Genomic DNA, 24210 nt, shown 5'->3' with positions numbered 1-24210 from the left:
GTCGAACTCCGTCGTCAGTCGCGCGTCAGCAGGCGCGGGGCAAGCTCTTTTAGGGCGCGTCGATACACCTCGCGCTTGAATGTCACCACCTGGCCCAACGGATACCAATAGCTGACCCAGCGCCAGCCATCGAACTCCGGTTTACCGGTCAAATCCATCCGCACCCGCTGCTCGTTGGAGATCAGGCGCAGGAGAAACCATTTCTGCTTTTGGCCGATGCACAGCGGTTGACTGTGCGTCCTGACCAGGCGTTGCGGCAAACGATAGCGCAACCAGCCTCGGGTACAGGCGAGTATTTCGACATCTTCTCGCTCAAGCCCCACTTCTTCGTTCAACTCGCGGTACAAGGCCTCTTCCGGCGTCTCCTGGGGGTTAATCCCGCCCTGGGGAAACTGCCAGGCGTCTTGATTGATACGGCGAGCCCATAGCACCTGCCCAGCATCATTCGTAAGAATGATCCCCACATTGGGACGGAAACCATCGGGATCGATCACGGCAACAACCTCGCAAACGCATGTCGCCGCATTGTTCCACAAAGGTTGTGAAGGCAGCAATGAACTAACCTCGCAGGCCACCACCTTATGTGCACTCTTGTGAAAAGTCCGTATTCTGGACGCCTTTCTCAAGATTTTTCAGCGAGTAACTGCAATGCGGCTGGCTTTATTCGACTTGGACAACACCTTGCTGGGTGGCGACAGTGATCACGCTTGGGGCGATTACCTGTGCGAACGCGGCTTTCTCGATGCCGTCACGTACAAGGCGCGCAACGACGAGTTCTACCAGGATTACCTGGCCGGCAAGCTCGACAACGCCGAGTACTTGAATTTTTGCCTGGAAATACTTGGCCGTACCGAAATGGAGGTGCTGGCACAGTGGCACCAGGACTACATGCGTGACTGCATCGAGCCCATCGTGTTGCCCCAGGCTATCGAGCTGCTGAAAAAGCACCGTGACGCTGGCGACAAACTGGTGATCATCACCGCCACCAACCGCTTCGTCACCGCGCCGATTGCCGAGCGCTTGGGGGTCGAGACCCTGATCGCTACCGAATGCGAAATGATCGACGGTCGCTACAGCGGGCGCAGCACCGATATCCCGTGCTTTCGCGAGGGCAAGGTGACCCGGCTGAACCGTTGGCTGGAAGAAACCGGGCATTCGCTCGACGGCAGCTATTTTTATAGCGATTCGATGAATGATCTGTCGCTGTTGGAGGTGGTGACGCACCCAGTGGCGGTGGACCCGGATCCGAATCTTCGGGCTGAGGCCGAGAAGCGGGGCTGGCCGGTGATCAGTCTGCGTGGCTGAAATCGCTTTCGCGAGCAAGCCCGCTCCCACAAGGATTTTGTGAGCGACGCAAATCCCTGTGGGAGCGAGCCTGCTCGCGAAAGGGGCGACACGGCCTAAAGCCTTAAACCGGCTTGGCCCCCATCAACCCCGCAATGGCGATAAAGCAGACAACGCTGAAGAGCGCCAAAGCCAAGGTGAATTTGCCACTGCCCGCCGCCGACAGCTGGCGCAGTTTGTTCAACCGCACCAATAGCCAGAACCCAGCCAGCGCCGCCACGGTGTAGAGCACACTGGAAGCCAGCAACCAAGTCTGGCCCAAAGGCCAGCCGACCTGATGCACCATCCACCAGCCGGTAAATGGCAGGCTCGCCAGTGCCAGGATCATCACCAGCCAGATGAACAGCCGAGGACGTTGCAGCGTGCGCGCCGGCGCCGTGGCGTCGCCGTTGCGGCGCGTGCGCCAGACCCAAATGGCCAGCCCGAGGGCGCCCGCCAGCAACAACACCGTGGCCACAACGTGAGCAATTTTCAGCGCGGTCAACGTTTCCATCGTTCGATTTCCTTATGACTTGTTCAGCAGCTTAGACCTCTGTGGCGAGGGAGCTTGCTCCCGCTGGGTCGCGAAGCGGCTCCAACAGAAGCGGTGAGCGCTTCGCACTCAAGCGGGAGCAAGCTCCCTCACCACAGGTCCACCCAGTCCCCAGTCCAAAGAGTCGCAATTGCGGGATTCACCCCAGGAACAACTGATACGCCGGGTTATCGCTTTCATCCCAGTACGGGTAGCCGATCTCTTCGAGGGCGGCCGGCACCAGGTGGCGTTCGTCGTGCGGCACTTGCAGCCCAGCGACCACACGGCCATCCGCCGCGCCATGGTTGCGGTAGTGGAACATCGAAATGTTCCAGCGCCCCCCCAGCTTATTGAGGAAATTGAACAGTGCGCCCGGGCGCTCCGGGAATTCGAAGCGCAGCACGACTTCGTCGATGACGTGAGCCGCATGCCCACCCACCATGTGACGGATATGCAGCTTGGCCAGTTCATTGTCGGTCAGGTCCAGCACCGGGAAGCCTTGCGCGGTCAGGCTGGCGATCAGCGCACTGCGCGGGTCGTTTTCCGGGTGTGTCTGCACGCCCACGAAGATGTGCGCTTCACTGCCGGTGTTGTAGCGATAGTTGAATTCGGTGATCTGGCGCTTGCCGACGGCTTCGCAGAACGCCTTGAAGCTGCCTGGCTTTTCCGGAATGGTCACGGCGATGATCGCTTCGCGGCCCTCACCCAGTTCGGCGCGTTCGGCGACGTGGCGCAAGCGGTCGAAGTTGACGTTGGCGCCGGAGTCGATCGCCACCAGCGTCTGGCCGCTGACGCCTCGCGACTCGACGTATTTCTTGATCCCGGCCACGCCCAGGGCGCCGGCAGGTTCGGTGATCGAGCGGGTATCGTCGTAGATGTCCTTGATGGCTGCGCAGATTTCGTCGGTGCTGACGGTGATCACTTCATCGACGTAGTGCTTGCAGATATCGAAGGTGTGCTCACCGATCTGCGCCACGGCGACACCGTCGGCAAACAGCCCCACCGTCGGCAATACCACGCGCTCGCCGGCAGCCATGGCGGCTTGCAGGCAATTGGAGTCGTCCGGCTCGACGCCGATGACCTTGATGTCTGGCCGCAGGTATTTGACGTAGGCGGCGATCCCGGCGATCAGCCCGCCACCGCCCACCGGGACGAAGATCGCATCCAGTGGCCCCGGGTGCTGGCGCAGGATTTCCATCGCCACCGTGCCCTGCCCGGCAATGGTGTGCGGATCGTCATAGGGGTGAATGTAGACGTAGCCCTTTTCGTCGACCAGCTTCAGCGAATAGGCCAGGGCCTCGGGAAACGAGTCGCCATGCAGCACTACTTTGCCGCCACGGGAACGCACCCCTTCGACCTTGATTTCCGGGGTGGTCTTGGGCATCACGATGGTGGCTTTCACGCCCAGCACCTTGGCCGCCAGGGCCAGGCCCTGGGCATGATTGCCCGCCGAAGCCGTGACCACGCCGCGCGCGCGCTCTTCGTCGCTGAGCTGGGTCAGCTTGTTGTAGGCCCCGCGAATCTTGAACGAGAACACCGGCTGCAAGTCTTCGCGCTTGAGCCAAATGGTGTTGCCCAGTCGCTCGGAAAGCTGGCGAGCAGTCTGCAGCGGGGTTTCTACGGCAACGTCGTAAACGCGCGAGGTGAGGATCTTTTTGACGTACTGTTCAAGCATCGGAAAGCATCACTGAGCGGGTTGGGCAGGGTCAAGGAGTCTAACCCGGCTTTTGGCTGGGCGACCACACGAATCCCAAGGTTTTGTTGGGTTATACTCGCGGCCCTCTTTACTCCCTGCCCGCTTTCGGAGCTCGCATGACCCAGGATCAACTCAAACAGGCCGTGGCCCAGGCCGCCGTCGACCTCATCCTCCCGAAGCTGGATGACAAGAGCATCGTCGGGGTCGGCACCGGCTCGACGGCGAACTGCTTCATCGACGCATTGGCTCGGCACAAGGGCGCGTTCGACGGCGCGGTCGCCAGCTCCGAAGCCACCGCCGCACGCCTGAAGGGTCATGGCATTCCGGTGTACGAGCTCAACACCGTGAGTGACCTGGAGTTCTACATCGACGGCGCCGACGAAAGCGATGCGCACCTGAACCTGATCAAGGGCGGTGGCGCGGCCCTGACGCGCGAAAAGATCGTCGCGGCTGTGGCCAAGACCTTCATCTGCATCGCCGATGCCAGCAAGTTGGTGCCTGTGCTCGGCGCGTTCCCGCTGCCAGTGGAAGTCATCCCGATGGCTCGCAGCCACGTCGCTCGCCAGTTGGTGAAGCTGGGCGGCGACCCGGTGTATCGCGAAGGCGTACTGACTGATAACGGCAATATCATCCTGGATGTGCACAACCTGCAGATCACCAACCCGGTGGAGCTGGAAAGCCAGATCAATGCCATCGTCGGCGTGGTCACCAATGGCCTGTTCGCGGCGCGTCCGGCGGATGTGCTGTTGCTGGGGACTGCTGAAGGGGTGAAGACCCTCAAGGCTTGAATCCGCTGTTGTGACTGTGGCGAGGGAGCTTGCTCCCGCTGGGGCGCGAAGCGGCCCCAAAAAAGCGGTGAGCGCTTCGCACTCAAGCGGGAGCAAGCTCCCTCGCCACAATGATTCAGGTCGGTCTTGAGTGATCGGGTGGGCTTACCGCGGGATCTTTTCCTCTGTTCAATCAGGCTGCGGCTTCTTGAACACATAGAACAGATTCGGCTCGCTCACCAGATAAAGGTTGCCGTCGTCGTCCATCGCGAGGCCTTCTGGCTGGGGCACGGTTTTCTGCAAGCCCTGGCGGCCTTTGCTCAAGGAAAGCGTGCTTATTGGCCGACCGTTTATATCCAGCTCGATAATCAACCGTGACTCGTCAGACAGCGCCAGCAAATGGCCGCTGCGCTCGTCATATTGCAAGCTTGAAAGGTCGCGCACGAACAGCCCGGCATCGCGCTTGGGGTTGTTGATCACATGGACCGAGTAGGATTTTTCCGGATTCTGATGGGGAAACCCGTGCACTTCATAGATCAGCATCGGGTCGCGCTCCTTCGCCACGAACAGCCGCTTGCCCACCGAATCGTAAGCCAGCCCTTCGAAACCTTTATTGCCGCTCATGTGCACCCCGAGGCTCATTTGCTCGGACTCGGCCGCGTCGAGGAACTGAGTGTCCTCGTCCAGGTGAATCTTGATCAGCCGCTGCTGACGCTCATCGGAGACGACGTAGGTGTCTTCGCTGATGAATTCCACTGCTTCCGGATCGCCGAAGCCGATCAGGGCGATGCGCCGCAGGACCTTGCCCTCCAGGGATAACTCGATCAGTTCGGCATTTTGATTGGTGACGGTGAACAGGCTTTTGCGCACTGGATCGAACGTCAGCGCGGAAACGTCATCGTCCAGCCCTTCGATCACCTGCGCCTCGACTGTGACTCGGTATTGGTCCAATGCAATCGCCTGCTCGCTGGCGGGTTTGAACACGGTGTTGAGGTTGAACCAGGCGCGCTCGAACAGGCGCAGGTACTGCCCCACTGCGATCATGGCGATGAGCGCGATGGTCAGCAGCATCAGGAGCAAGGGTTTGGGGCGGGCGAGTCGACGCATGTGGGTGGGCTCGGATGAAAACAGGTGCTCGGAAATATCACGGCTGCCTGAACTGAAGCTTAATGGCTGTGTGCCACACCCTACAACGAAAGAGGAATAGTCTTACAGAGCGAGTGCCGTCAGGGTTGTTTTTCGAGACGATAGAACAGATTCGGCTCGCTGACCACGTAGACGGTTCCAGCCTCATCCATAGTGACGCCTTCGGCGCGGGGAATGGTATTTTTCAGGCCGTTGAAGCCGCCCAACAGCGTCATGAAGCTGACCTGCTCGCCTTTTTCGTCCAGCTCCAGCAGCAGGTGGGAGTCGGCCGACAGCACCAGCATGTGGCCGGTACGAGGGTCGATCGCCAGGGCCGATAGATTGCGCAGGTCCAGCTCATTGCTCACGTGGATCTGCTTGTCGCCCTTGAGCAACTGGCTGCCGTCGCTTTTCCAGGTAAACAGCGCCGGTGGCCGTTCTTCCCCCAGCACCAGTTGCTGGTTGCGTGGGTCCCAGACGATCGCTTCGAAGCCTTTGTTCTGGTTCTTCGATGGGCCGAGGTCGTATTTCGGGAAATCCTTGCCGTTCAGCTCGCGGGTATTGGCGTCCACCTGGACGATCGACAGGGTGTGATCGCGCTCGTCGGTAATGGCCAGCAGGCCGTTTTCCATATAGGTCACGCCTTCCGGATTGCTCCAGCCCACCAGTGGCATCTTGCGCAGCACGTCGCCCTGCAGGGTCAGTTCCACCAGAAACGGGTTCTTGCCCATTACGGCGAACAGGGTCTTGGTTTGCGGGTTGTAGGTAACATCGGAGGCTTCGTCCTTCTCCATGCCCGGCAGCGGCTTGGCATCGATCACGACGTGGTAGTCCGGAAGCCAGATGCTTTCCTGGCGCTGGGCAGGGCTCTGGAAGTGCTCCGATAGCCACAGCCGGCCTCGATCGTCCCAATGCATCGCAAACGCCAAGCCATAAGCAGCGGCCACCGCCAGCAGCGACCAGGCATACCAGGGCAGGGCGAAACGTGAGCGGCGGGGGGATTTGGCGGAAGACTGTACTTGGGTTCTAGCCATCGGGGACGCGTTCCAGGGAATTCGAGCTGGGGATTGGCAGGCTCAGATGCCGCAATCCCCGGAATTATCCGGATGGCATGTGAAAAAAACGGTAAAACCTCGGTCTCCGAAAGCTTGATACCTGTGGGAGCGGGCTTGCTCGCGAAGGGGCCGTCAGTTTCAACATCTATGACGATTGCTATATCGCCTTCGCGAGCAAGCCCGCTCCCACAGGATCTTTAGTGATCACTAAACCGAATTAGCGAACGCTGCTTTCGAAGCGGCTCGCCCCTGGCAGTTCCACGATCAGTTCATCGCCCACGTTCAGCGGCCCGACGCCTGCCGGTGTCCCGGTGAGGATTACATCGCCCGCTTGCAGCGAGAAGCAGCCAGCCATGTGCTGGATCATCGGCACGATAGGGTTGAGCATCAGGCTGCTGTTGCCATCCTGACGCACTTCGCCGTTGATGGTCAGGCGCACGGGGATGTCCGTCAGGTCGGCGAAGGTGCCGCTCGACACGAACGGTGCAATCACCGCCGCGCCGTCGAAGGATTTGGCGATCTCCCACGGCAGGCCCTTGGATTTCAACTCGGCCTGCTTGTCGCGCAAGGTCAGGTCCAGGGCCGGGGCGAAGCCGGAGATGGCGTCCAGGACTTCTTCGACACTCGGCCGGGTCGACAGCGGCTTGCCGATGAGCACGGCGATTTCCGCTTCGTAATGCACCGCACCACGATCGGTCGGAATGCTGAAGCCGCCTTCCAGCGGCACCACGCAGCTGCCCGGCTTGATGAACAGCAAGGGTTCGGTGGGCACCGGGTTATCCAGTTCCTTTGCATGTTCGGCGTAGTTACGCCCAATGCACACCACTTTCCCTACCGGGAAATGAATACGGGTACCGTCGACATACTGATGCTGATAGCTCATTAACCAACTCCTGGTTCGTTGATTCAAACAGCGAAAATCTTGCCCGGGTTCATGATGCCGTTCGGGTCGAATACCGCTTTGACGGCTTTCATGTATTCGATCTCAACCGGCGAGCGGCTATAGGTCAAGTAGTCGCGCTTGGTCATGCCTACGCCGTGTTCTGCGGAAATCGAGCCGTTGTACTTCTCGACGGTTTCGAACACCCATTTGTTCACGGTCGCGCACTTGGCGAAGAACTCGTCCTTGCTCAGGTTTTCCGGTTTGAGAATATTCAAGTGCAGGTTGCCATCGCCGATGTGGCCAAACCAGACGATTTCGAAATCCGGGTAATGTTCGCCGACGATTGCGTCGATTTCTTGCAAGAAGGCCGGCACTTTCGAAACGGTGACTGAAATGTCGTTCTTGTATGGCGTCCAGTGGGAAATCGTTTCTGAGATGTACTCGCGCAGTTTCCACAGGTTCTGCAGTTGGGTTTCGCTTTGGCTCATCACGCCGTCCAGTACCCAGCCTTGCTCGACGCAATGCTCGAAGGTCTCCAGCGCATGGTTGGCGACTTCTTCGGTGGTGGCTTCAAATTCCAGCAGGGCATAGAACGGGCAGTCGGTTTCGAACGGGGCCGGCACGTCGCCACGGCCGAGCACCTTGGCCAGGGCCTTGTCGGAGAAAAATTCGAAGGCGGTCAGGTCCAGCTTGCCTTGGAAGGCATGCAGCACCGGCATGATCGAGTCGAAATCCGCTGTGCCGAGCACCATCGCGGTGAGGTTCTTCGGCGCGCGGTCCAGGCGCATGGTGGCCTCGACCACGAAACCCAGGGTACCTTCGGCGCCGATGAACAACTGTCGCAGGTCGTAGCCAGTGGCGTTCTTGATCAGGTCCTTGTTCAGTTCCAGCAGGTCGCCCTTGCCGGTGACGACCTTCATCCCCGCGACCCAGTTGCGGGTCATGCCGTAGCGAATGACCTTGATCCCGCCGGCATTGGTGCCGATATTGCCGCCAATCTGACTGGAGCCGGCCGAGGCAAAATCTACCGGGTAGTACAGGCCGTGTTCCTCAGCCTTGTTCTGCAATTGCTCGGTGACCACGCCTGGCTGGCACACGGCGGTGCGGTCGGTGAGGTTCACATTGAGGATCTGGTTCATGTAGTCGAATGACACGACCACTTCGCCATTGGCCGCCACGGCTGCCGCCGAAAGGCCGGTGCGCCCGCCCGATGGCACCAGCGCGACCTTGTGCTCGTTGGCCCAGCGCACGATGGCCTGGACCTGCTCGGTGGTCTTGGGAAAAACGATGGCCGTAGGCGCGGGGGCGAAATGTTTGGTCCAATCCTTGCCGTAAGCATTCAGGGAGTCGGCATCGGTCAGGACCTTGCCAGGCTCAACCAGGGTCTTCAGCTCATCTATCAGGGCAGGATTGGTCATCGACAGAACTCTCGAACAATTCATGGTCATCCTGAGAACGCTTCACGTCGCAGGAATGAGTGTTTGCGGGGGGCATATGCTAGCATACCGACCCCGCAGCGTAGTGCCCAACGGCTGTTCTGCGGCGACGGCTGTCACGCCGGTCGGGCCAGCATGCGCTGTCCGATTCCCTGCCATTTTTCTCCGGGACACAGGTTTACGCAGATGAGCAAGACTTCTCTCGATAAGAGCAAGATCAAGTTCCTTCTTCTCGAAGGCGTCCACCAATCGGCTGTCGACGTCCTCAAGTCGGCGGGCTACACCAGCATCGAGTACATCACCAGTTCTCTGCCGGAAGCCCAGCTCAAGGAAAAGATCGCCGATGCTCACTTCATCGGCATCCGCTCCCGTACTCAACTGACCGAAGAGATATTCGATCACGCCAAGAAACTGGTCGCGGTCGGCTGCTTCTGCATCGGCACCAACCAGGTTGACCTCAACGCAGCACGCGAACGCGGTATCGCGGTGTTCAACGCACCGTACTCCAACACCCGTTCGGTTGCCGAACTGGTGCTGGCCGAAGCGATCCTGCTGCTGCGTGGCATCCCTGAGAAAAACGCTTCCTGCCACCGTGGCGGCTGGATCAAGAGCGCGGCCAACTCCTTCGAAATCCGCGGCAAGAAGCTGGGTATCGTCGGCTATGGCTCGATTGGTACCCAGTTGTCGGTGCTGGCCGAAGGCCTTGGCATGCAGGTGTTCTTTTATGACACCGTGACCAAACTGCCCCTGGGTAACGCCACCCAAGTCAATAACCTGCACGAATTGCTCGGCATGTCCGACATCGTGACCCTGCACGTGCCGGAAACCGCTGCCACCCAGTGGATGATCGGCGAGAAGGAAATCCGCGCCATCAAGAAGGGCGGGATCCTGATCAACGCCGCGCGCGGCACCGTGGTCAAGCTCGACGCCCTGGCCGACGCAATCAAGGACAAGCACTTGATCGGCGCGGCAATCGACGTATTCCCGGTGGAGCCGCGCTCCAACGACGATATCTTCGAAAGCCCGCTGCGTGGCCTGGATAACGTGATCCTGACCCCGCACATCGGTGGCTCGACTGCCGAAGCCCAGGCCAACATCGGCCTGGAAGTGGCGGAAAAGCTGGTCAAGTACAGCGACAACGGTACGTCGGTATCGTCCGTGAACTTCCCGGAAGTGGCCTTGCCGGCACACCCAGGCAAGCACCGCTTGCTGCACATCCACGAAAACATCCCGGGTGTGATGAGCGAGATCAACAAGGTCTTCGCCGAAAACGGCATCAACATTTCCGGTCAGTTCCTGCAGACCAACGAGAAAGTCGGCTACGTCGTGATCGACGTCGACGCCGAATACTCGGACCTGGCACAAGAGAAGCTGCAACACATCAATGGCACCATTCGTTGCCGCGTGTTGTTCTAAGCAGGCCAGGCTTGTAATAAAAAAACGGGAGCCTTGAAAGGCTCCCGTTTTTTTATCTGACACAACCTGGAAACCCTGTGGGAGCGAGCCTGCTCGCGAAAGCGGCGTAACAGCCAACATTTACGCGTCGATCAGACCGGTATCGCGAGCAGGGGATACCGCATTTTTCAGGCTGGGCCGTTACTTCACGGTTACGGTGATCTTCTCGGAGACGATCGGCGGATCGAACGGCATATGGCCGCTGTCGCCCAGTTCCAACTGCAACGTATGCTTGCCCGGTGCAAGTTTGATGGTGGCCTGGGTCTGTGCCTTGCCGAAATGCATGTGATTGGGGTCGTTTGGAATCGGCGCGCCTGCGACAGGCAGTTTGTCGACATCGATCAGCAAATGATGGTGTCCGGTGTTTTTGGTTACATCCCCCGCTGGAGCCAGGGCGATATTCTTGACGCCGAACTTGACCTTGAATTCCTGAGCGACGGTGGCGCCGTCTTCCGGGGAGACGATGAACACCTCTGCGCCCTTGGGGGCCGGGGTCGCGGCGCTCGCCAGCATCGAGGTACCCAGCAACAAGCCGGCCAACGCGGCACGAGACATAAAGCTTTTCATTTTTTTCTCCAGTTTTTTCACGAAATCCGCTGGGTCATGACAACTTCATGACCAATCGTTGTCGAAGCCTGCAATAACCATAGCAAAGCGAGCCCGAAACGAGCGCCGCTTGTATAAATACCAAGGAGTGACCATGCGTTTCCTGCCTGGCCTGATTTGCCTGCTACCCCTTCTGAGCCCCCTGGCTCATGCCGAACTGATCGATGACATCAATGACCGTGGTGAGCTGCGCATTGCTCTTGAAGCCAATACCGCCCCGTTCAACTTCAAGGAAGACGGCAAACTCACCGGCTTCGAAGTGGAATTGGGCCAGATGTTGGCCGAAGAGCTCGATGTGCGCCCCGACTTTGTGGTCACCGATGCCGTGGATTTGCTGAGCGGTGTGGAAAGCGGCAAGTACGACGTTGCCATCAACCACATAGCAATGACCCCCGAACTGGCGGAACGTTTCGACATCAGCGCTGCTTACAGTCATCCGGATGCACAACTGCTGGCGAACAAGGATGACTCGCAGCGTCCGCTGGTCATGGCGCAGTCTTTCCAGCCGGAAGAAAAGCGCGGCCCGGCTCCGAGCCTGGTGATTCCGTTCCAGAAGGGCAACCCGGCGTTCAAGGCCAGCCTGGACAACGCCTTGGCGCGTATCAAGGAGGACGGGCGGTTGGAGCAGTTGTCGCAGAAGTGGTTGGAAAAGCCAGCGACAGCCAATTGAACATCCGGGATCAAGCGCGACTTTCTGTGGCGAGGGAGCTTGCTCCCGCTGGGCTGCGAAGCAGTCCCCAGTGGGCATAACGCATTTTCCAGTCAGACCGGGTCAGCCGGTTTTACGACGGCTGCGCCGCCGAGCGGGAGCAAGCTCCCTCGCCACGGGGGCACTCTTTATCCAGTCCAGACGGACCTGTCCTCAAGGCTTGCGCCAAACACTCGCCAACCACGGCTGTTGCTCCCGCGGCAGCCCCGCCGGTCGGTAGTAATGCTCCAGCTCCACGAAGCCTGCGTCGCCAAGTAACGTGCGCCAGGCCGCGAGGTCGTGGTAGGCGCCGAAACGCTGGCCGTTCCAGCCTTCCTGATTCGTGCCGCGAGGGTTGGAGCTGAACAACACGCCACCGGGTTTGAGCGTGGCGTGCAATTGCTTGAGCACCCGTGGCAGTTCCTGGACCGGAATATGAAACAGCACGGCGTTGGCGAAGATCCCGTCGAAACGTTCCGATGGCAGGTCGAGTTGCAGAAAGTCCTGCTGCCACACTTCGCACCCGCTGTCCTGGCGCGCCATCCGCGCAAATTCTTGCGAACCGTCGAGGCCGACCGCGACATGGCCCATGCCGGTGAACGTTCGCAGGTCTCGCCCCGGACCACAGCCGAAATCGAGGATATGCAGCGGTGCCTGGCCCTGGATATGCCTCAGCAGCGCATCGATATTCTGGCTGACATCGTGATCGCGGGTGCCTTCGCGAAAGCTGTCGGCGACCGAGTTGTAATGGCCCAGGGTCGTTGCAGTGATGGTTTTCAGGTCTTCGGGGGTGTGCTTCATGGTTGCTGGCTTGGGTGGGGAGCGTGAGCTGACTATACCGCAAGCAGCCAGGCTCCTTCGCCGCCAATCGCGAGCAAGCTCACCCCCCTCAGGTAGCGTGTCAGCGTTTGTTCAATCCCCGGGCCAAGCGATCGCCACCCAATTGAATCACCGCCACCAATGCCACCAGCAAAACGATCACCGTGAGCATGATTTGACTGTCGAAGCGCTGGTAGCCATAACGGTAGGCGATGTCCCCCAGGCCACCGGCACCGATTGCCCCAGCCATGGCCGAGGAGTTGATCATGGTCACGAGGGTGATGGTGAAACCGCCGACGATGCCCGGCAGTGCTTCGGGCAGCAGCACATGCCAGACGATATGCCAGCGGCGGCAGCCCATGGCTTGGGCGGCTTCGATCAGGCCGTGGTCGACTTCCCGCAGGCTGACTTCGGCGATGCGCGCGAAGAACGGCGTGGCGGCGATGGTCAGCGGCACCACCGCCGCCCAAACGCCATAGGTGGTGCCGACGATCAGCCGCGTGAACGGAATCAACGCCACCATCAAAATCAGGAAGGGAATCGAGCGGAACAGGTTCACGAACGCACCCAGCGCCTTGTTCAAGGCGGGCGCTTCATAGATCCCGCCCTTGCCGCTGGTGACGAGGATCACCGCCAGGGGAATACCCGCCAGCAACGCAATCAGCGACGACACACCGACCATCAGGAAGGTGTCGATAAAACCCTGCAACAAACGATCAAACCACATAGCCCAGCACCTCCACCCGTTGTGCCCAATTGCCCGCGCGCTGGCACAATTCCTCGGCGCCCCATGAGGAGTCGCTCACCGCCAGTAGCAATTGCCCCAGCCCGTGACCCTGGATCCGTTCGATGCCGCCGTGCAGCAGCCGCACCCGTCCACCGAGAGCGCCGAACAAGGCCACGAGGTCCGGTTCGTCCCGCCCGATGCCGGTGAATTGCAGGCTCAGTACGGTGGCGGCATCCGCCGATGGGGGCTCGGCCTGCAAGCGGTTTTGCAATTCTTGCGGCAAGGCGTGTTGCAAGGGGGCCAGCAGTGTCCGGCTGACTTCATGTTGCGGATTGCCAAACACTTCCCAGACCGGACCCTGCTCGACGACTCGCCCTTGCTCAAGCACCACCACGCGATCGCAAACCTCGCGGATCACCGCCATTTCATGGGTGATCAGGACGATGGTCAGGCCCAGCCGCTGGTTGATCTCGCGCAACAGGCCGAGGATCGATTGCGTGGTCTCCGGGTCCAGGGCCGAGGTGGCCTCGTCGCACAGCAGAATCTGCGGGTCATGGACCAGCGCCCGGGCAATCCCGACCCGCTGCTTCTGGCCGCCCGAAAGCTGCGCCGGGTAGGCCTTGTGCTTGCCTTGCAAGCCCACCAGCTCCAACAGCTCGCGGACTTTGCGCTGGCGCTGCTCCTTGGGTACGCCGGCCACTTTCAGCGGCAGCTCGACGTTTTGCCAAACGGTCTTGGCCGACATCAGGTTGAAGTGCTGGAAGATCATGCCGATGCGTCGGCGCAGTTCCACCAGGCGGTCTTCATCGAACTCGCCGATGTCCACTTGGTCGATCAGCACCCGCCCGCTGGTGGGTTGTTCCAGGCGGTTGATGGTGCGGATCAACGATGACTTGCCGGCGCCGCTACGGCCGATGATGCCAAACACTTCGCCGCGCTGGATCGCCAGATCAATGCCTTGCAACGCGTCCACCGGACCCTGGGCACCGTCGTAGGTCTTGCCCAGGCCGATGAAGCGCACATGGGCGCGGTTCAGTTCCGGGTGCAGTTCGGTGTGGTCGGCACTCTGGGGCGTGGGCACTTCATGTCGGAGACGAGCGTTGACGGCGTTCATGGTCAGCCTTCCCAGCCAGCCTGGTAGAGTTTGCCGTGCGTCTTGTCCAGTGCCGCGCGCACGACTGGCGAGTGTTGATAGATATCGACGAATTTGATCAGCCGCGGGTCGTTTTTGCTCTTGGGCTGGATCACAAACTGAATGACGTATTCCTTGTGATCCAGGCCGTCGAACAGCAGGGCGGACGAAGCGTCGAAGGTCTTGGCCAGGCGAATGTAGGCGGGATAGCCCTGCACCAGATCGGCGTCTTCATAGGCGCGTACCAGCTGCACGGCTTCGACTTGCAGGATCTTGATGTGCTTGGGGTTGGCGATGATGTCCTCCTCGGTGGCCTTATAGCCTACCCCCGGCTTGAGACTGATCAGGCCGGCCTTGGCCAGCAGCTGCAAACCGCGCCCGCTGTTGATCGGATCGTTGGCAATGGCGACGCTCGCGCCTTCGGGCAGTTCATCGAAGCTTTTGTACTTTTTCGAATAGAGCCCGACGTTGTTGATGATCCCCGGAGCGAAGGGCACCAGGTCGAACCCGGCGGCAGCCTTGGCGTTTTCCAGGAACGGGATGTGCTGGAAGTAATTCACGTCGATATCGCCGGAGGCCAGGCTGACGTTGGGTGCGATCCAATCGGTGAACTCCACCAATTCGACCTTCAGGCCTTGCTTGCCGGCTTCTTCGACGGCCGCTTCCAGGGGAATGGCGAACGCGGCGGTGGTGCCGATTTTCAGCGGCGCATCGGCTGCGAACAATGCCGAGCTGAACAGGCCGAGGGCCAGGGCCAGGGCTTTGACTGGCAGGGTCAGGAGTGGGTGGGTCATGTCGGTTATTCCAGTCATTGATTGATGAGTCACAGGCTCTTGTGGTGAGGGAGCTTGCTCCCGCTGGGCCGCGAAGCGTCCCTCTGTCCCGGTCGATAGTTCGAACCAGCGTGTTGTTCGGGCAAATGTGCCCCCTCGCGGAACAGCTTTTCGCGCAGGGTGCCGTTTTCGTATTCGGTCTTGTACGAACCGCGTCGCTGCAATTCAGGAATCACCAGGTCGATGAAATCCACGTAGCTTTGCGGCGTCACGATGCGGGTCAGGTTGAAGCCATCGAGGCCGGTTTCGGCGATCCAAGACTCCAGCTCATCGGCCACCTGCCCGGGCGAGCCGACCACGGTGATGTAGCGTCCGCCCAGGGCGTGTTGCTCCAGCAATTTGCGTCGGGTCCAATCGTTGTTCTGCAAGGTCTTGGTCGCGGACTGGATGGCGTTGCTCTTCACGTATTGGATCGGTTCATCCAGCTCGTACTGGGAAAAATCGATGCCCGTCGACGCGGAAAAATGCGCCACTCCGGCCTCGGCGCTGGCGTAGCTGCGGTACTCGGCATGCTTGGCCCAAGCGTCGGCCTCGGTCGCGCCGACGATCACGTTCAGGCCCATGAACACCTTGATGTCCGCAGGGTTGCGCCCGGCTTCCACGGCACTGGCGCGCACTTTGTCCACCTGGGCCCTGGTAGCCGGTTTGTTCTGGCCGCTGATGAACACGCATTCGGCATGCCGCCCGGCGAACAACAGGCCGCGCTGCGAACTGCCGGCCTGGAACAGCACCGGTGTGCGCTGGGGTGAGGGTTCGCACAGGTGATAACCCTCGACCTGGTAGAACTCGCCCTGGTGCCGAACCTTGTGCACTTTCTCTGGCTGCGCGTAGATCCGCTGCTGGCGATCGTTGAGCACCGCGTCGTTTTCCCAACTGCCTTCCCAGAGCTTGTAGAGCACTTGCAGGTATTCGTCGGCTTGGTCATATCGACGGTCATGCTCCACCTGAGCGGACAGGCCCATGGCCTTGGCGGCGCTGTCGAGGTAGCCGGTGACGATGTTCCAGCCAACCCGGCCGCGACTCAGATGGTCGAGCGTGCTCATGCGCCGGGCGAACAGGTAGGGCGGTTCGTAGGTCAGGTTGGCGGTGAGGCCGAACCCGAGGTTTTGGGTGACGGCGGCCATCGCCGAAACCAGCAGCAACGGGTCGTTGACCGGCAGTTGGATCGACTCTTTCAGGGTGACGTCCACTGATTGTTGGTAAACGTCGTAGACCCCGACGATATCGGCGATGAACAACCCGTCGAACAGTCCGCGCTCCAGCAACTGCGCCAGGCCGGTCCAGTATTCGATCGTATTGAATTGGGTCGACGTGTCCTGGGGATGGGTCCACAAGCCATGATTGATATGGCCGATGCAGTTCATGTTGAACGCATTGAGCAGGATTTTTTTCTTGTCGGACGCCATCAGAGGGTCCCCCGCAGTGGCGGCTTTTCATCGTTGAGGTAGAAGTTGCCCACCGCGTGGTACTTCCAGCGCACCGGGTCATGCAAGGTGTGCACGCGGGCGTTGCGCCAGTGGCGATCGAGGCCATGTTCGGCCAGGGTCGCCTGGCTGCCGGCCAGTTCGAACAGAGTGCTGCTGGCGGCCAGGGATATTTCAGTGCTGATGGCCCGGGCTTCGGCTACGGCAATCGAGGCGGCGGCGACTGTCTGGGCGTTGGTATCGGCCTGGGCCCGGTCGAGAAACTCGCCGGCGCGTTCCAGCAGGGCTTCGGCGGCGTGCAGGCGCACGCTCAGTTGACCGAAACTCTTGAGGCTGTGCGGGTCTTCGGCGGCGACGTCGCTGGTGGCGTCGATCCATGGCCGGGTTTTGCTGCGCACGAAATGCAAGGTGTCTTCATAGGCGGCGCGGGCGATGCCGGTGTCGATGGCCGCATGAAGAATCTGTGCCAGCGGCCCCACTGGGGTCGGGCGTTCGAAGGCGCTCTGGAACGGCACGATGTCTTCGACGGCGACCTGGACATCCTCGAACACCACCGAGCCGCTGCCGGTGGTGCGCTGGCCGAAACCGCTCCAATCGTCGATCACCGTCAGCCCCTTGCTCTTGCGAGGGACGAACGCCAGCTGCTGTACGCCGTTTTCATCCACCACCGAGGTAGGAATGCGTTGGGCATAAATCGCCCCCGTGGCGTAGAACTTGCGCCCATTGATGCGATAAGTCTCGCCGTCGCGGCGCAATTGCGTGGTGCGCTCGTGAGCGGTCTTGGTGCCCAGTTCCGCCAGCGCATTGCCGAAGCGTTGGCCGGCGAGCACTTCGGCGTACAGGCGCTGTTTTTGCGCTTCGCTGCCGTTCACTCGCAGCACTTCCAGGGCGTAGAAATGGTTTTGCGGAATCTGCCCCAGCGAGCCGTCGGCCTGGGAAATCAGGGCGATGACTTTCGCCAGGGTGATGTTGGAAACCCCCGCGCCGCCATAGGCCTTGGGCACGCTGATACCCCACAGGCCGGAACGGGAAAAGGCTTCCAGCTCGGGGTGCGGCAGGCGGCGTTCGCGGTCGCGCAGGGCGCTGTCGCGCTTGAAGTCATCGGCCAGGTCGCTGGCCACGATCAGGGCTTGCTCATCGCTGGTGATTACCGCGACGTGTTGGAAAAACGTCATGTACTGCTCCAGAGGTCGGGTCGTCAGATCCAGGAATGTCGGGCCGGCAGGCTGCCGTTCAGGCGATAGGCGCCGATTGCGTGGTACTTCCAGCGCACCGGGTCGTGCAGGGTGTGGACCCGCGCGTTGCGCCAGTGGCGATCGAGATTGAATTCGGCGAGGGTGGCCCGGCTGCCGGCCAGTTCGAAGAGTTTTTCGCTGGCTTGCAGGGCGATCTCGGTGGTGAGCGCCTTGGCCTCGGCCACGACAATCGAGGCATGGGCGGCAGACTGCGCGGTAATGGGGGCAGCGCTGACCTGGTCCAGCACCCGCCCGGCTTTGCGCAACAGCGCCTCGGCGGCGTGCAGTTCGATTTTCAGCTTGCCGATGTCGGCGATCACGTAGAGATCGTCGCTGGCCCGCTCGACTTTCGCGTCGATCCAGGGCCGGGCCCGCTCGCGGACAAACGCGATGGCGTCGTCGATAGCGCCGCGGGCGATGCCTGCATCGATGGCGGCCTGGATCAGTTGTGAAATCGCACCCTGTACACCGGGTGTGTCGTTGACGCGCCAGTTATCCAGCACCAGTTCAGCGTCGACGCGCACGTTGTTCAGCAGCACGGTACCGCTGGCCGTGGTGCGCTGGCCAAAGCCGGACCAGTCGTCGACGATCCGCAGCCCCGGCGTGCCGCGCCGAACGAACGCCAACACTTGCCGGCCGTCGTCATTCAGCGCCTTGACCGCCACCCAATGGGCGAACAACGCGCCGGTGGAGTAGAACTTCTGACCGTTGATGACATACCTGTCGCCATCGGAGGTGATCCGGGCCTTGAGCTCAAGGGTATTGCGAACGCCACGTTCCGGCCCGGCATTGCCGATGCGCCAGCCTTCCAGCACGCTCTGTAAAAGAATTTTCTTTTGCCGTTCGGTGCCGCAGCCGAGGATAAGCTGGAGCACGCCGAACTGGTTCTGCGGGATCTGTCCGAGGGCTGGATCGGCAGCGGAAATGATTGCAAACACGTCGGCGATGGTGACGAACGAAACCTGCGGTCCGCCGTACTGCCGGGGGACGGCGATGCTACCCAATCCGCTGCGGGTGAATTGCTCGATTTCCGACCAAGGCAGCTTGCGCTGTTGATCGCGCCGCGCCGCCTGCTGACGGGCGACTAGGGCCAGATCATGGGCGGCTTTGATCGCCTCGGCATCGTTGCGCAGCACCTGCGCAGGTAGCAGCAGCGGTGCGATGTCCTGGTCGCTCTGGACCTTTGCTTGCGCCAGGTCCGACATTACTGCCACTCCGTGGCGGCTGGCAGTGCCTGGGCATACTGCACTGGGGTGATTGTGTTGCGTTCCATACCCACCTCACATCTTAAGAAAAACGCCGCGATGCAATGCGGCGAGGAAAATCAAGAATGTCCGGTGGTCCGGTGTATATACCCTAAACGCGTATAAATTTTTTATGAACTAACTTTTAGGAATATGCATAGGTTGGATTTAAATCCGAGACTTGGGCTTCTTGGACAAGGCGGCTTTTGTGGCGAGGGAGCTTGCTCCCGCTGGGTTGCGCAGCGACCCTTCTTTTTTGACGGTGGGCGCTACGCACCCAAGCGGGAGCAAGCTCCCTCGCCACACAAAAGCGATCCTCACGATAGCGTCTCGCGTATCAAGACACTCGATGACGCGGTTCAGCGACCATGGGCAGTTCTATGGAAGGCTTTTTCAGATTGGGATTGGCGCAGCCGATCTTCAGCGTTCGTGGCGGTGCCCAGAGGGAGTTGTTGCCCACCCGGTCAAGGATGCAATAGGTCACCTCCAAACGCAGGTCTTCCCCTGCTTCCAAAATGATGTGCGGCGGCACCCAGATATGGATCGGCTGGCCGACTTCTTCCGGTTTGACCGGCGCCAGGTCCAGGCGCACATCGCCCCAGCGTAGGGTGACTGCATCGTCGGCAGCCATGTTCAGGTAGGGTTCGATCGTCAATGGCACGCCGCGCTTGATCTGGTTGGGGTTCACCCCTTGGCGGCGGATGGCCTCGGGAATGCCCACCGGCGCCAGGCCCTGGTTTTCATCGCCGCTCAGGCTTGACGGCTGCCCGCCGGGGCAATCGAGTTTCACCTGAACCTGTTGGCTGGCCGAAAGCGCGGGCCCGCGTCCAATCTGCATGACGCGGTAATGGATGTGCGAGGTGCCGTTGAGAATGAAGCTCTCCGGAACCCGCAGCGTGACGGGGCCTTGCAGGTCCGCTTGGGACAGTTGGCGCGAGCCGGCGTAGCAGTCATCCCAGAACAGCTCGATCAGATCGCCGGCGTCCATGCCGGGGTAGGGGGTAATGGCGATTTCCAGGTGAGCGGCGCTGGCGATGCTCACGCCGGTAGGGTGGGCATTGACCAGGGTGGGCGCGGCCAGTTCGGGAATATTCGACATACATGTCATGGTGCTCTCCTTGATGCTTGAAAACGAAGTCCGTTTCGGGAAGAACAAAGCGCTGGATAATCGCGACATACGCTTACGCAGTTGCAATGGATAACGATGAATCAAAGCGCAGGATTAAACTTATGTGCGACGCCTGTTGGGCACTAGATAAGGGTTCAATAGTTTCAGTGTCAATAGAGCTACTTGCTTATTGATTCTTGAAGCAAGGCTTCAGAAATTTCCTACATGTTGAAGTTAATAATGCGCGGCATTCAGCGCCTTTTTCCTCGGCTCGGATGCGGGGAGACTCAGGTTTTAAGGAGGTCTGATGACCAGGGTTGATACATGCTTGGCGCGGAGGGAAGTGTTGCAATAAATGTATAGAGCTAGAGGAGGTTTGCGAGAGATTGACAGCGGGAAGTTGCCAGTTGTTTCTATATTAAAAGTTCAGTGATCGGTGTGGTGATCTTTGTTATCACAACGGCACTTCCATCCCTGGAAGTGACAGTGCTGCGAATAACTTACTGAGCGTGCCCAGCGGAGAGAAACTTGCTGAGGAATTGCCGAGTTCGTTCTTCTTTAGGGGCTGCAAACAAGGCCTTGGCTTCGCCTTGCTCAACAATCACGCCTTTGTCGAAAAACACCACGCGGTTCGCCACGTCCCGGGCGAAGCCCATTTCATGGGTCACGATGACCATGGTGCGTTTTTCTTCGGCCAGGCCACGAATGGTCGCCAGTACTTCGCCCACCAGTTCCGGATCGAGGGCCGAGGTCGGCTCGTCGAACAGGATGACCGCCGGTTCCATCGCCAGCGCCCGGGCAATCGCCACGCGCTGTTGCTGACCGCCGGAAAGCCGCCGTGGGTAGGCGTCCTCCTTGCCGGCCAGCCCCACCTTGGCCAGGAGCTTGCAGCCCAGAGCCTCGGCTTCGGCACGCGGTGTTTTTTTCACCACCAACGGGCCTTCGGTGACGTTTTCCAATGCGGTGCGATGGGGAAACAGGTTGAAGTTCTGGAACACGAAGCCCACCTGCTGGCGCAAACGGCGCACCAGGTTCTGCTGCTGGTTCAGCGGGCGACTGCCATCGATCTCGATGTCGCCGACCTTGATCCGGCCGCTGGTGGGTTCCTCCAGGAAGTTCAGGCAGCGCAGGAAGGTGGTCTTGCCCGAGCCGCTGGGGCCGATGATCGCAACCACTTCGCCTTCTTCAATCTTCAAGTCGATGCCGTTAAGGACCACCTGACCCTTGAACTGTTTTGTCAGTTTTTCCACGACAATCATGGGTCAGGCCTCCTGGTCATGCCGATTGACCCGAGCTTCCAGGACGTTCTGCAAGTGCGAGAGCACACTGGCCAGAACCCAATAGATCAGCGCGGCGGCAAGGTACATGGTGAAGATTTCGAAGGTGCGCGCGGTGATCAACTGCGCTTGACGGAACAGCTCCGGTACCTGGATGGTCGCCGCCAGCGCGGTGTCCTTGACCAGGGAAATGAAGCTGTTACCCAGCGGAGGCAGGGCCGTGCGTGCGGCTTGCGGCAGGATGGCCCGGCGCAGGGTCTGGGCACGGGTCATGCCGATACTGGCCGCTGCTTCCCACTGACCGCGCTCGATGGAGCTGATGGCGGCCCGCAGGATTTCACACGCATAGGCAGCCATGTTCAGAGAAAAACCGATCAGGGCCGCCGGCAGTGGATCCAGTTCGATGCCCAGTTGCGGCAAGCCGTAATAGATCACGAACAACTGCACCAGCAACGGCGTGCCGCGAAAGAACGACACGTAGATACGGGCGATCCAGCTCACCAGCTTGAAGCGCGACAGGCGCATCAGTGCCAGGCCGAACCCCAGCAGCAAGCCGAAAAACATGCCGCCGAGGCTGAGGATGACCGTGTAGTACGCGCCCTTGAGCAAAAAGGGCGCGGAATCCAGCGCGAGTTGAAAAGCTGCTTCCATTATTGAGTGACGTCAGCGTTGAAGTACTTCTGCGAGATCTTGGCGAGAGTGCCGTCGGCCCGCAGTTTGTCGATTGCCTTGTTGACCGCGTCCAGCAGCTCTGGCTCGCCTTTGCGCAGGGCAATGCCCGATTCCTGGCGAGAAAACGCTTCGCCAGCGGCCGTCGTATCCTTGGCTTTCTTGGCGTATTCCAGCGCAGCGAGGCGGTCGATCAGGATGGCATCGATGCGGCCGACGCGCAGGTCCTGGAACTTGGTCGGATCGTCTTCGTAAGTGCGCACGTCAGCGCCGGGCACGTTGGCTTTGACCCATTGCTCGTAGTTGGTGCCCAAACCTACCCCGACCTTCTTGCCGGCCAGGTCGGCGGCGGTCTTGATGGCGCCCTGGTTCTTGGTCAGCACAAGCGCCTGGATACCGGAAACGGTGTAGGGCTGGGAGAAGTCATACTTCTTCTTGCGCTCTTCGGAGATGGTCACCTGGTTGATCACTGCGTCCAGGCGCTTGGATTCCAGCGCTGCAAGGATGCCGTCCCATTTGGTCGGCTGCAGTTTGACCTTCACCCCCAGCTCTTTGGCCAAGGCTTCGGAAAATTCCACTTCGAAACCAGCCAGCTTGCCGTCGGCGTCGACGAAGCTGAACGGCGGATAAGTGCCTTCCAGGCCGACGTTGATCACGCCCGCGTCCTTGATTTTTTGCAGCTGCTCACCGGCAACCGCTTGCCCCAACAGACCGGCGCTCAATGCCAGGCCCAGCGAACCCACCAACAGGTTGCGACGTAATGCGGAAAAATTCATGACAAGCCCCTGTGTTTTCTTATGAAGACGTTATTTTGGATGAGAAAGGCGTAGCCGCGATTGGAAAAATCTGCAACATCCTGCCTTAAAGCAGCCTGGACGTCTCGCGGCAAATGCGCCTGCGGCGAGACTATAAGACGGCGTCTATAGATTGGAAAATAATATTAAATCAATTGCATATACTTAATTGGAATGATGGTTCTGTGGGAGCGGGCTTGCTCGCGAAGGCGTATTGTCGGACACATCGATGTTGAATGTACCGCCGCCTTCGCGAGCAAGCCCGCTCCCACATGGGAATCTTTAAACATCCTAAAACGCTGTGTCATAGGCAAACAACGCCGGCGCGCCGCCGGTGTGCAGGAAAATGATCGGGCCTTCATCGAAGCGGTCGCGACCGATACCGTCGAGCAGGCCAGCCATGGCCTTGCCGGTGTAGACCGGATCCAGCAACACGCCTTCCTGGCTCGCCAGCAGCTTGACCGCTGCCAGCGTCCCGGCGTTGGGCTCGCCGTAACGGGGCGCGAAATATTCGTCCCACAGGTTCACCTTGAAGGCTTCCGGAAGGGCGATGTCCAGCAACTGCGCGGTGCGCTCGGCCAGGCCCTGGACCTTCGGAAACTGGTCTTCCTCGCTGCGCGAAACCGTCACGCCGATCACGGGAAGCGTCGGCAGGCTTTCGCTCAAGGCCAGCGCCAGGCCACTGTGGGTCCCGGCGCTGCCGGAAGCCAGCACCACGGCGGCAAAATCGAGCCCGGTGTCCTTGATCTGCTCGGCCAGTTCCAGGCCGGCGCGTACATAGCCCAGCGCGCCCAAGGCGTTCGAACCGCCAATCGGCACCAGATAAGGTTTTTTACCATTGTTGCGCAGACGATCGGCGAGGGCCTGGAGTTGGTCGTCGGCATTGTCCAGGTTCTCGACCAGTTCGACCTTGGCGTCGAACAGTTCCAGTAGCAGGCGGTTGCCGTTACCCAGGTAATTGCCGTCCTGGGTGCCGATGGGGTTTTCCAGCAGCGCCACGCAGCCCAGGCCCAGCTTCGCGGCCAATGCAGCGGTCTGGCGCACGTGGTTGGACTGGATCGCGCCGGCGGTGATGAGTGTGTCGGCGCCCTGGGCCAGGGCATCGGCAGCGAGGTATTCGAGCTTGCGCAGTTTGTTGCCACCCAGGGCCAACGGAGTCAGGTCGTCGCGCTTGATATAGATGTCACGACCGAGCCAGGTAGAGAGGCGGTCGAGTTTTTCCAGCGGCGTCGGGTGGCCGAGCAAGTCGAGACGATTAAAACGCGCCAGTTGTTGTTTGATCATGGGGGCCGTACTGGTTGTAGGAGATGCCTGGACTATAGGCATGCGCTTATTTGTGGGCAACCGCCAATCGTTGGTTGAGACAGTGAACCGGACAGAGG

Annotated in this window: 24 protein-coding genes; 4 read left to right on the top strand and 20 right to left on the bottom strand. The window is 60.2% G+C overall.

Annotation, left to right across the window (positions count from 1 at the left end):
• Positions 1 to 14 precede the first annotated feature (14 nt).
• Positions 15 to 494 (bottom strand): RNA pyrophosphohydrolase, encoded by a 480-nt coding sequence (locus PFLQ2_RS01110; protein ID WP_003186867.1) that lies wholly within the window; start codon positions 492 to 494, stop codon positions 15 to 17.
• A 154-nt stretch (positions 495 to 648) separates the two neighbouring features.
• Here PFLQ2_RS01110 and PFLQ2_RS01115 point away from each other — a divergent pair, with 154 nt between their 5' ends.
• Positions 649 to 1305, top strand: coding sequence for an HAD family hydrolase (locus PFLQ2_RS01115; RefSeq protein ID WP_003186866.1), 657 nt, complete (start codon positions 649 to 651; stop codon positions 1303 to 1305).
• A gap of 103 nt (positions 1306 to 1408) precedes the next feature.
• Here the strand turns inward: PFLQ2_RS01115 and PFLQ2_RS01120 are convergent, their stop codons facing one another.
• Both PFLQ2_RS01120 and ilvA read right to left on the bottom strand, forming a co-directional pair.
• Positions 1409 to 1837, bottom strand: a complete 429-nt coding sequence (locus PFLQ2_RS01120) for a DUF2269 family protein (protein ID WP_003186865.1) — start codon at positions 1835 to 1837, stop codon at positions 1409 to 1411.
• 178 nt (positions 1838 to 2015) lie between these two features.
• Positions 2016 to 3530: a threonine ammonia-lyase, biosynthetic gene (gene ilvA, locus PFLQ2_RS01125; RefSeq protein ID WP_003186864.1), complete on the bottom strand. Its 1515-nt coding sequence runs from the start codon at positions 3528 to 3530 to the stop codon at positions 2016 to 2018.
• A 137-nt stretch (positions 3531 to 3667) separates the two neighbouring features.
• Here ilvA and rpiA point away from each other — a divergent pair, with 137 nt between their 5' ends.
• Positions 3668 to 4339: a ribose-5-phosphate isomerase RpiA gene (gene rpiA / locus PFLQ2_RS01130; protein ID WP_003186862.1), complete on the top strand. Its 672-nt coding sequence runs from the start codon at positions 3668 to 3670 to the stop codon at positions 4337 to 4339.
• Between the two features lie 168 nt (positions 4340 to 4507).
• On the opposite strand, the gene PFLQ2_RS01135 is transcribed toward rpiA, so the two are convergent.
• The 4 genes from PFLQ2_RS01135 to PFLQ2_RS01150 all read right to left on the bottom strand — a co-directional run bounded on the left by PFLQ2_RS01135 (position 4508) and on the right by PFLQ2_RS01150 (position 8799).
• Positions 4508 to 5425 (bottom strand): SdiA-regulated domain-containing protein, encoded by a 918-nt coding sequence (locus PFLQ2_RS01135; RefSeq protein WP_003186861.1) that lies wholly within the window; start codon positions 5423 to 5425, stop codon positions 4508 to 4510.
• Between the two features lie 119 nt (positions 5426 to 5544).
• A complete protein-coding gene (locus PFLQ2_RS01140) occupies positions 5545 to 6477 on the bottom strand; it encodes an SdiA-regulated domain-containing protein (RefSeq protein WP_003186860.1) in 933 nt (310 codons plus the stop codon).
• 238 nt (positions 6478 to 6715) lie between these two features.
• Positions 6716 to 7381 carry a fumarylacetoacetate hydrolase family protein gene (locus tag PFLQ2_RS01145; protein WP_003186859.1) on the bottom strand — a complete coding sequence of 222 codons (666 nt, stop codon included), beginning with the start codon at positions 7379 to 7381 and terminating at the stop codon, positions 6716 to 6718.
• A 23-nt stretch (positions 7382 to 7404) separates the two neighbouring features.
• The gene (locus PFLQ2_RS01150) at positions 7405 to 8799 is read right to left on the bottom strand and encodes an FAD-binding oxidoreductase (RefSeq protein ID WP_003186858.1); all 1395 of its coding nucleotides are present in this window, start codon (positions 8797 to 8799) and stop codon (positions 7405 to 7407) included.
• Between the two features lie 204 nt (positions 8800 to 9003).
• Here PFLQ2_RS01150 and serA point away from each other — a divergent pair, with 204 nt between their 5' ends.
• Positions 9004 to 10233, top strand: coding sequence for a phosphoglycerate dehydrogenase (gene serA, locus PFLQ2_RS01155; RefSeq protein WP_003186856.1), 1230 nt, complete (start codon positions 9004 to 9006; stop codon positions 10231 to 10233).
• Positions 10234 to 10413: 180 nt separating this feature from the next.
• Here the strand turns inward: serA and PFLQ2_RS01160 are convergent, their stop codons facing one another.
• Positions 10414 to 10839 carry a DUF4399 domain-containing protein gene (locus PFLQ2_RS01160; protein WP_003186855.1) on the bottom strand — a complete coding sequence of 142 codons (426 nt, stop codon included), beginning with the start codon at positions 10837 to 10839 and terminating at the stop codon, positions 10414 to 10416.
• Positions 10840 to 10972: 133 nt separating this feature from the next.
• On the opposite strand from PFLQ2_RS01160, the gene PFLQ2_RS01165 reads away from it, so the two are divergent.
• A complete protein-coding gene (locus tag PFLQ2_RS01165) occupies positions 10973 to 11548 on the top strand; it encodes a transporter substrate-binding domain-containing protein (protein WP_003186854.1) in 576 nt (191 codons plus the stop codon).
• 192 nt (positions 11549 to 11740) lie between these two features.
• Here PFLQ2_RS01165 and PFLQ2_RS01170 read toward each other — a convergent pair whose 3' ends face one another.
• The 12 genes from PFLQ2_RS01170 to PFLQ2_RS01225 form a co-directional block, all read right to left on the bottom strand.
• The gene (locus PFLQ2_RS01170; protein ID WP_003186853.1) at positions 11741 to 12367 is read right to left on the bottom strand and encodes a class I SAM-dependent methyltransferase; all 627 of its coding nucleotides are present in this window, start codon (positions 12365 to 12367) and stop codon (positions 11741 to 11743) included.
• A 100-nt stretch (positions 12368 to 12467) separates the two neighbouring features.
• Positions 12468 to 13112, bottom strand: coding sequence for a methionine ABC transporter permease (locus PFLQ2_RS01175; protein WP_003186852.1), 645 nt, complete (start codon positions 13110 to 13112; stop codon positions 12468 to 12470).
• A complete protein-coding gene (locus tag PFLQ2_RS01180; RefSeq protein ID WP_003186851.1) occupies positions 13102 to 14226 on the bottom strand; it encodes a methionine ABC transporter ATP-binding protein in 1125 nt (374 codons plus the stop codon). Before PFLQ2_RS01180 ends, PFLQ2_RS01175 begins: the two co-directional genes overlap by 11 nt.
• A gap of 2 nt (positions 14227 to 14228) precedes the next feature.
• Entirely contained in the window at positions 14229 to 15038 is an 810-nt protein-coding gene (locus tag PFLQ2_RS01185; RefSeq protein WP_003186850.1) for a MetQ/NlpA family ABC transporter substrate-binding protein, read from the bottom strand.
• 29 nt (positions 15039 to 15067) lie between these two features.
• Positions 15068 to 16483, bottom strand: a complete 1416-nt coding sequence (locus tag PFLQ2_RS01190; RefSeq protein WP_003186848.1) for an LLM class flavin-dependent oxidoreductase — start codon at positions 16481 to 16483, stop codon at positions 15068 to 15070.
• Positions 16483 to 17676 carry an SfnB family sulfur acquisition oxidoreductase gene (locus PFLQ2_RS01195; protein ID WP_003186847.1) on the bottom strand — a complete coding sequence of 398 codons (1194 nt, stop codon included), beginning with the start codon at positions 17674 to 17676 and terminating at the stop codon, positions 16483 to 16485. Before PFLQ2_RS01195 ends, PFLQ2_RS01190 begins: the two co-directional genes overlap by 1 nt.
• 23 nt (positions 17677 to 17699) lie before the next feature.
• Positions 17700 to 18941, bottom strand: a complete 1242-nt coding sequence (locus PFLQ2_RS01200; RefSeq protein ID WP_003186846.1) for an SfnB family sulfur acquisition oxidoreductase — start codon at positions 18939 to 18941, stop codon at positions 17700 to 17702.
• 376 nt (positions 18942 to 19317) lie between these two features.
• On the bottom strand, positions 19318 to 20088 hold the full coding sequence (locus PFLQ2_RS01205) for a hypothetical protein (protein ID WP_003186845.1): 771 nt from the start codon (positions 20086 to 20088) through the stop codon (positions 19318 to 19320).
• A gap of 500 nt (positions 20089 to 20588) precedes the next feature.
• Positions 20589 to 21347 carry an L-cystine ABC transporter ATP-binding protein TcyN gene (tcyN, locus tag PFLQ2_RS01210; RefSeq protein WP_003186843.1) on the bottom strand — a complete coding sequence of 253 codons (759 nt, stop codon included), beginning with the start codon at positions 21345 to 21347 and terminating at the stop codon, positions 20589 to 20591.
• Between the two features lie 3 nt (positions 21348 to 21350).
• Positions 21351 to 22016: a cystine ABC transporter permease gene (tcyL, locus tag PFLQ2_RS01215; protein WP_003186842.1), complete on the bottom strand. Its 666-nt coding sequence runs from the start codon at positions 22014 to 22016 to the stop codon at positions 21351 to 21353.
• On the bottom strand, positions 22016 to 22810 hold the full coding sequence (tcyJ, locus tag PFLQ2_RS01220; RefSeq protein WP_003186841.1) for a cystine ABC transporter substrate-binding protein: 795 nt from the start codon (positions 22808 to 22810) through the stop codon (positions 22016 to 22018). Before tcyJ ends, tcyL begins: the two co-directional genes overlap by 1 nt.
• 309 nt (positions 22811 to 23119) lie before the next feature.
• A complete protein-coding gene (locus PFLQ2_RS01225; protein WP_003186840.1) occupies positions 23120 to 24112 on the bottom strand; it encodes a D-cysteine desulfhydrase in 993 nt (330 codons plus the stop codon).
• Between the last annotated feature and the right edge of the window lie 98 nt (positions 24113 to 24210).

Source organism: Pseudomonas fluorescens Q2-87 (assembly GCF_000281895.1).
In the GTDB taxonomy this organism is placed as follows: Bacteria; Pseudomonadota; Gammaproteobacteria; order Pseudomonadales; family Pseudomonadaceae; genus Aquipseudomonas; species Aquipseudomonas fluorescens_S.
Note: the sequence above shows the minus strand (reverse complement) of the source record. Positions and strands in the feature narration are given on the sequence as shown.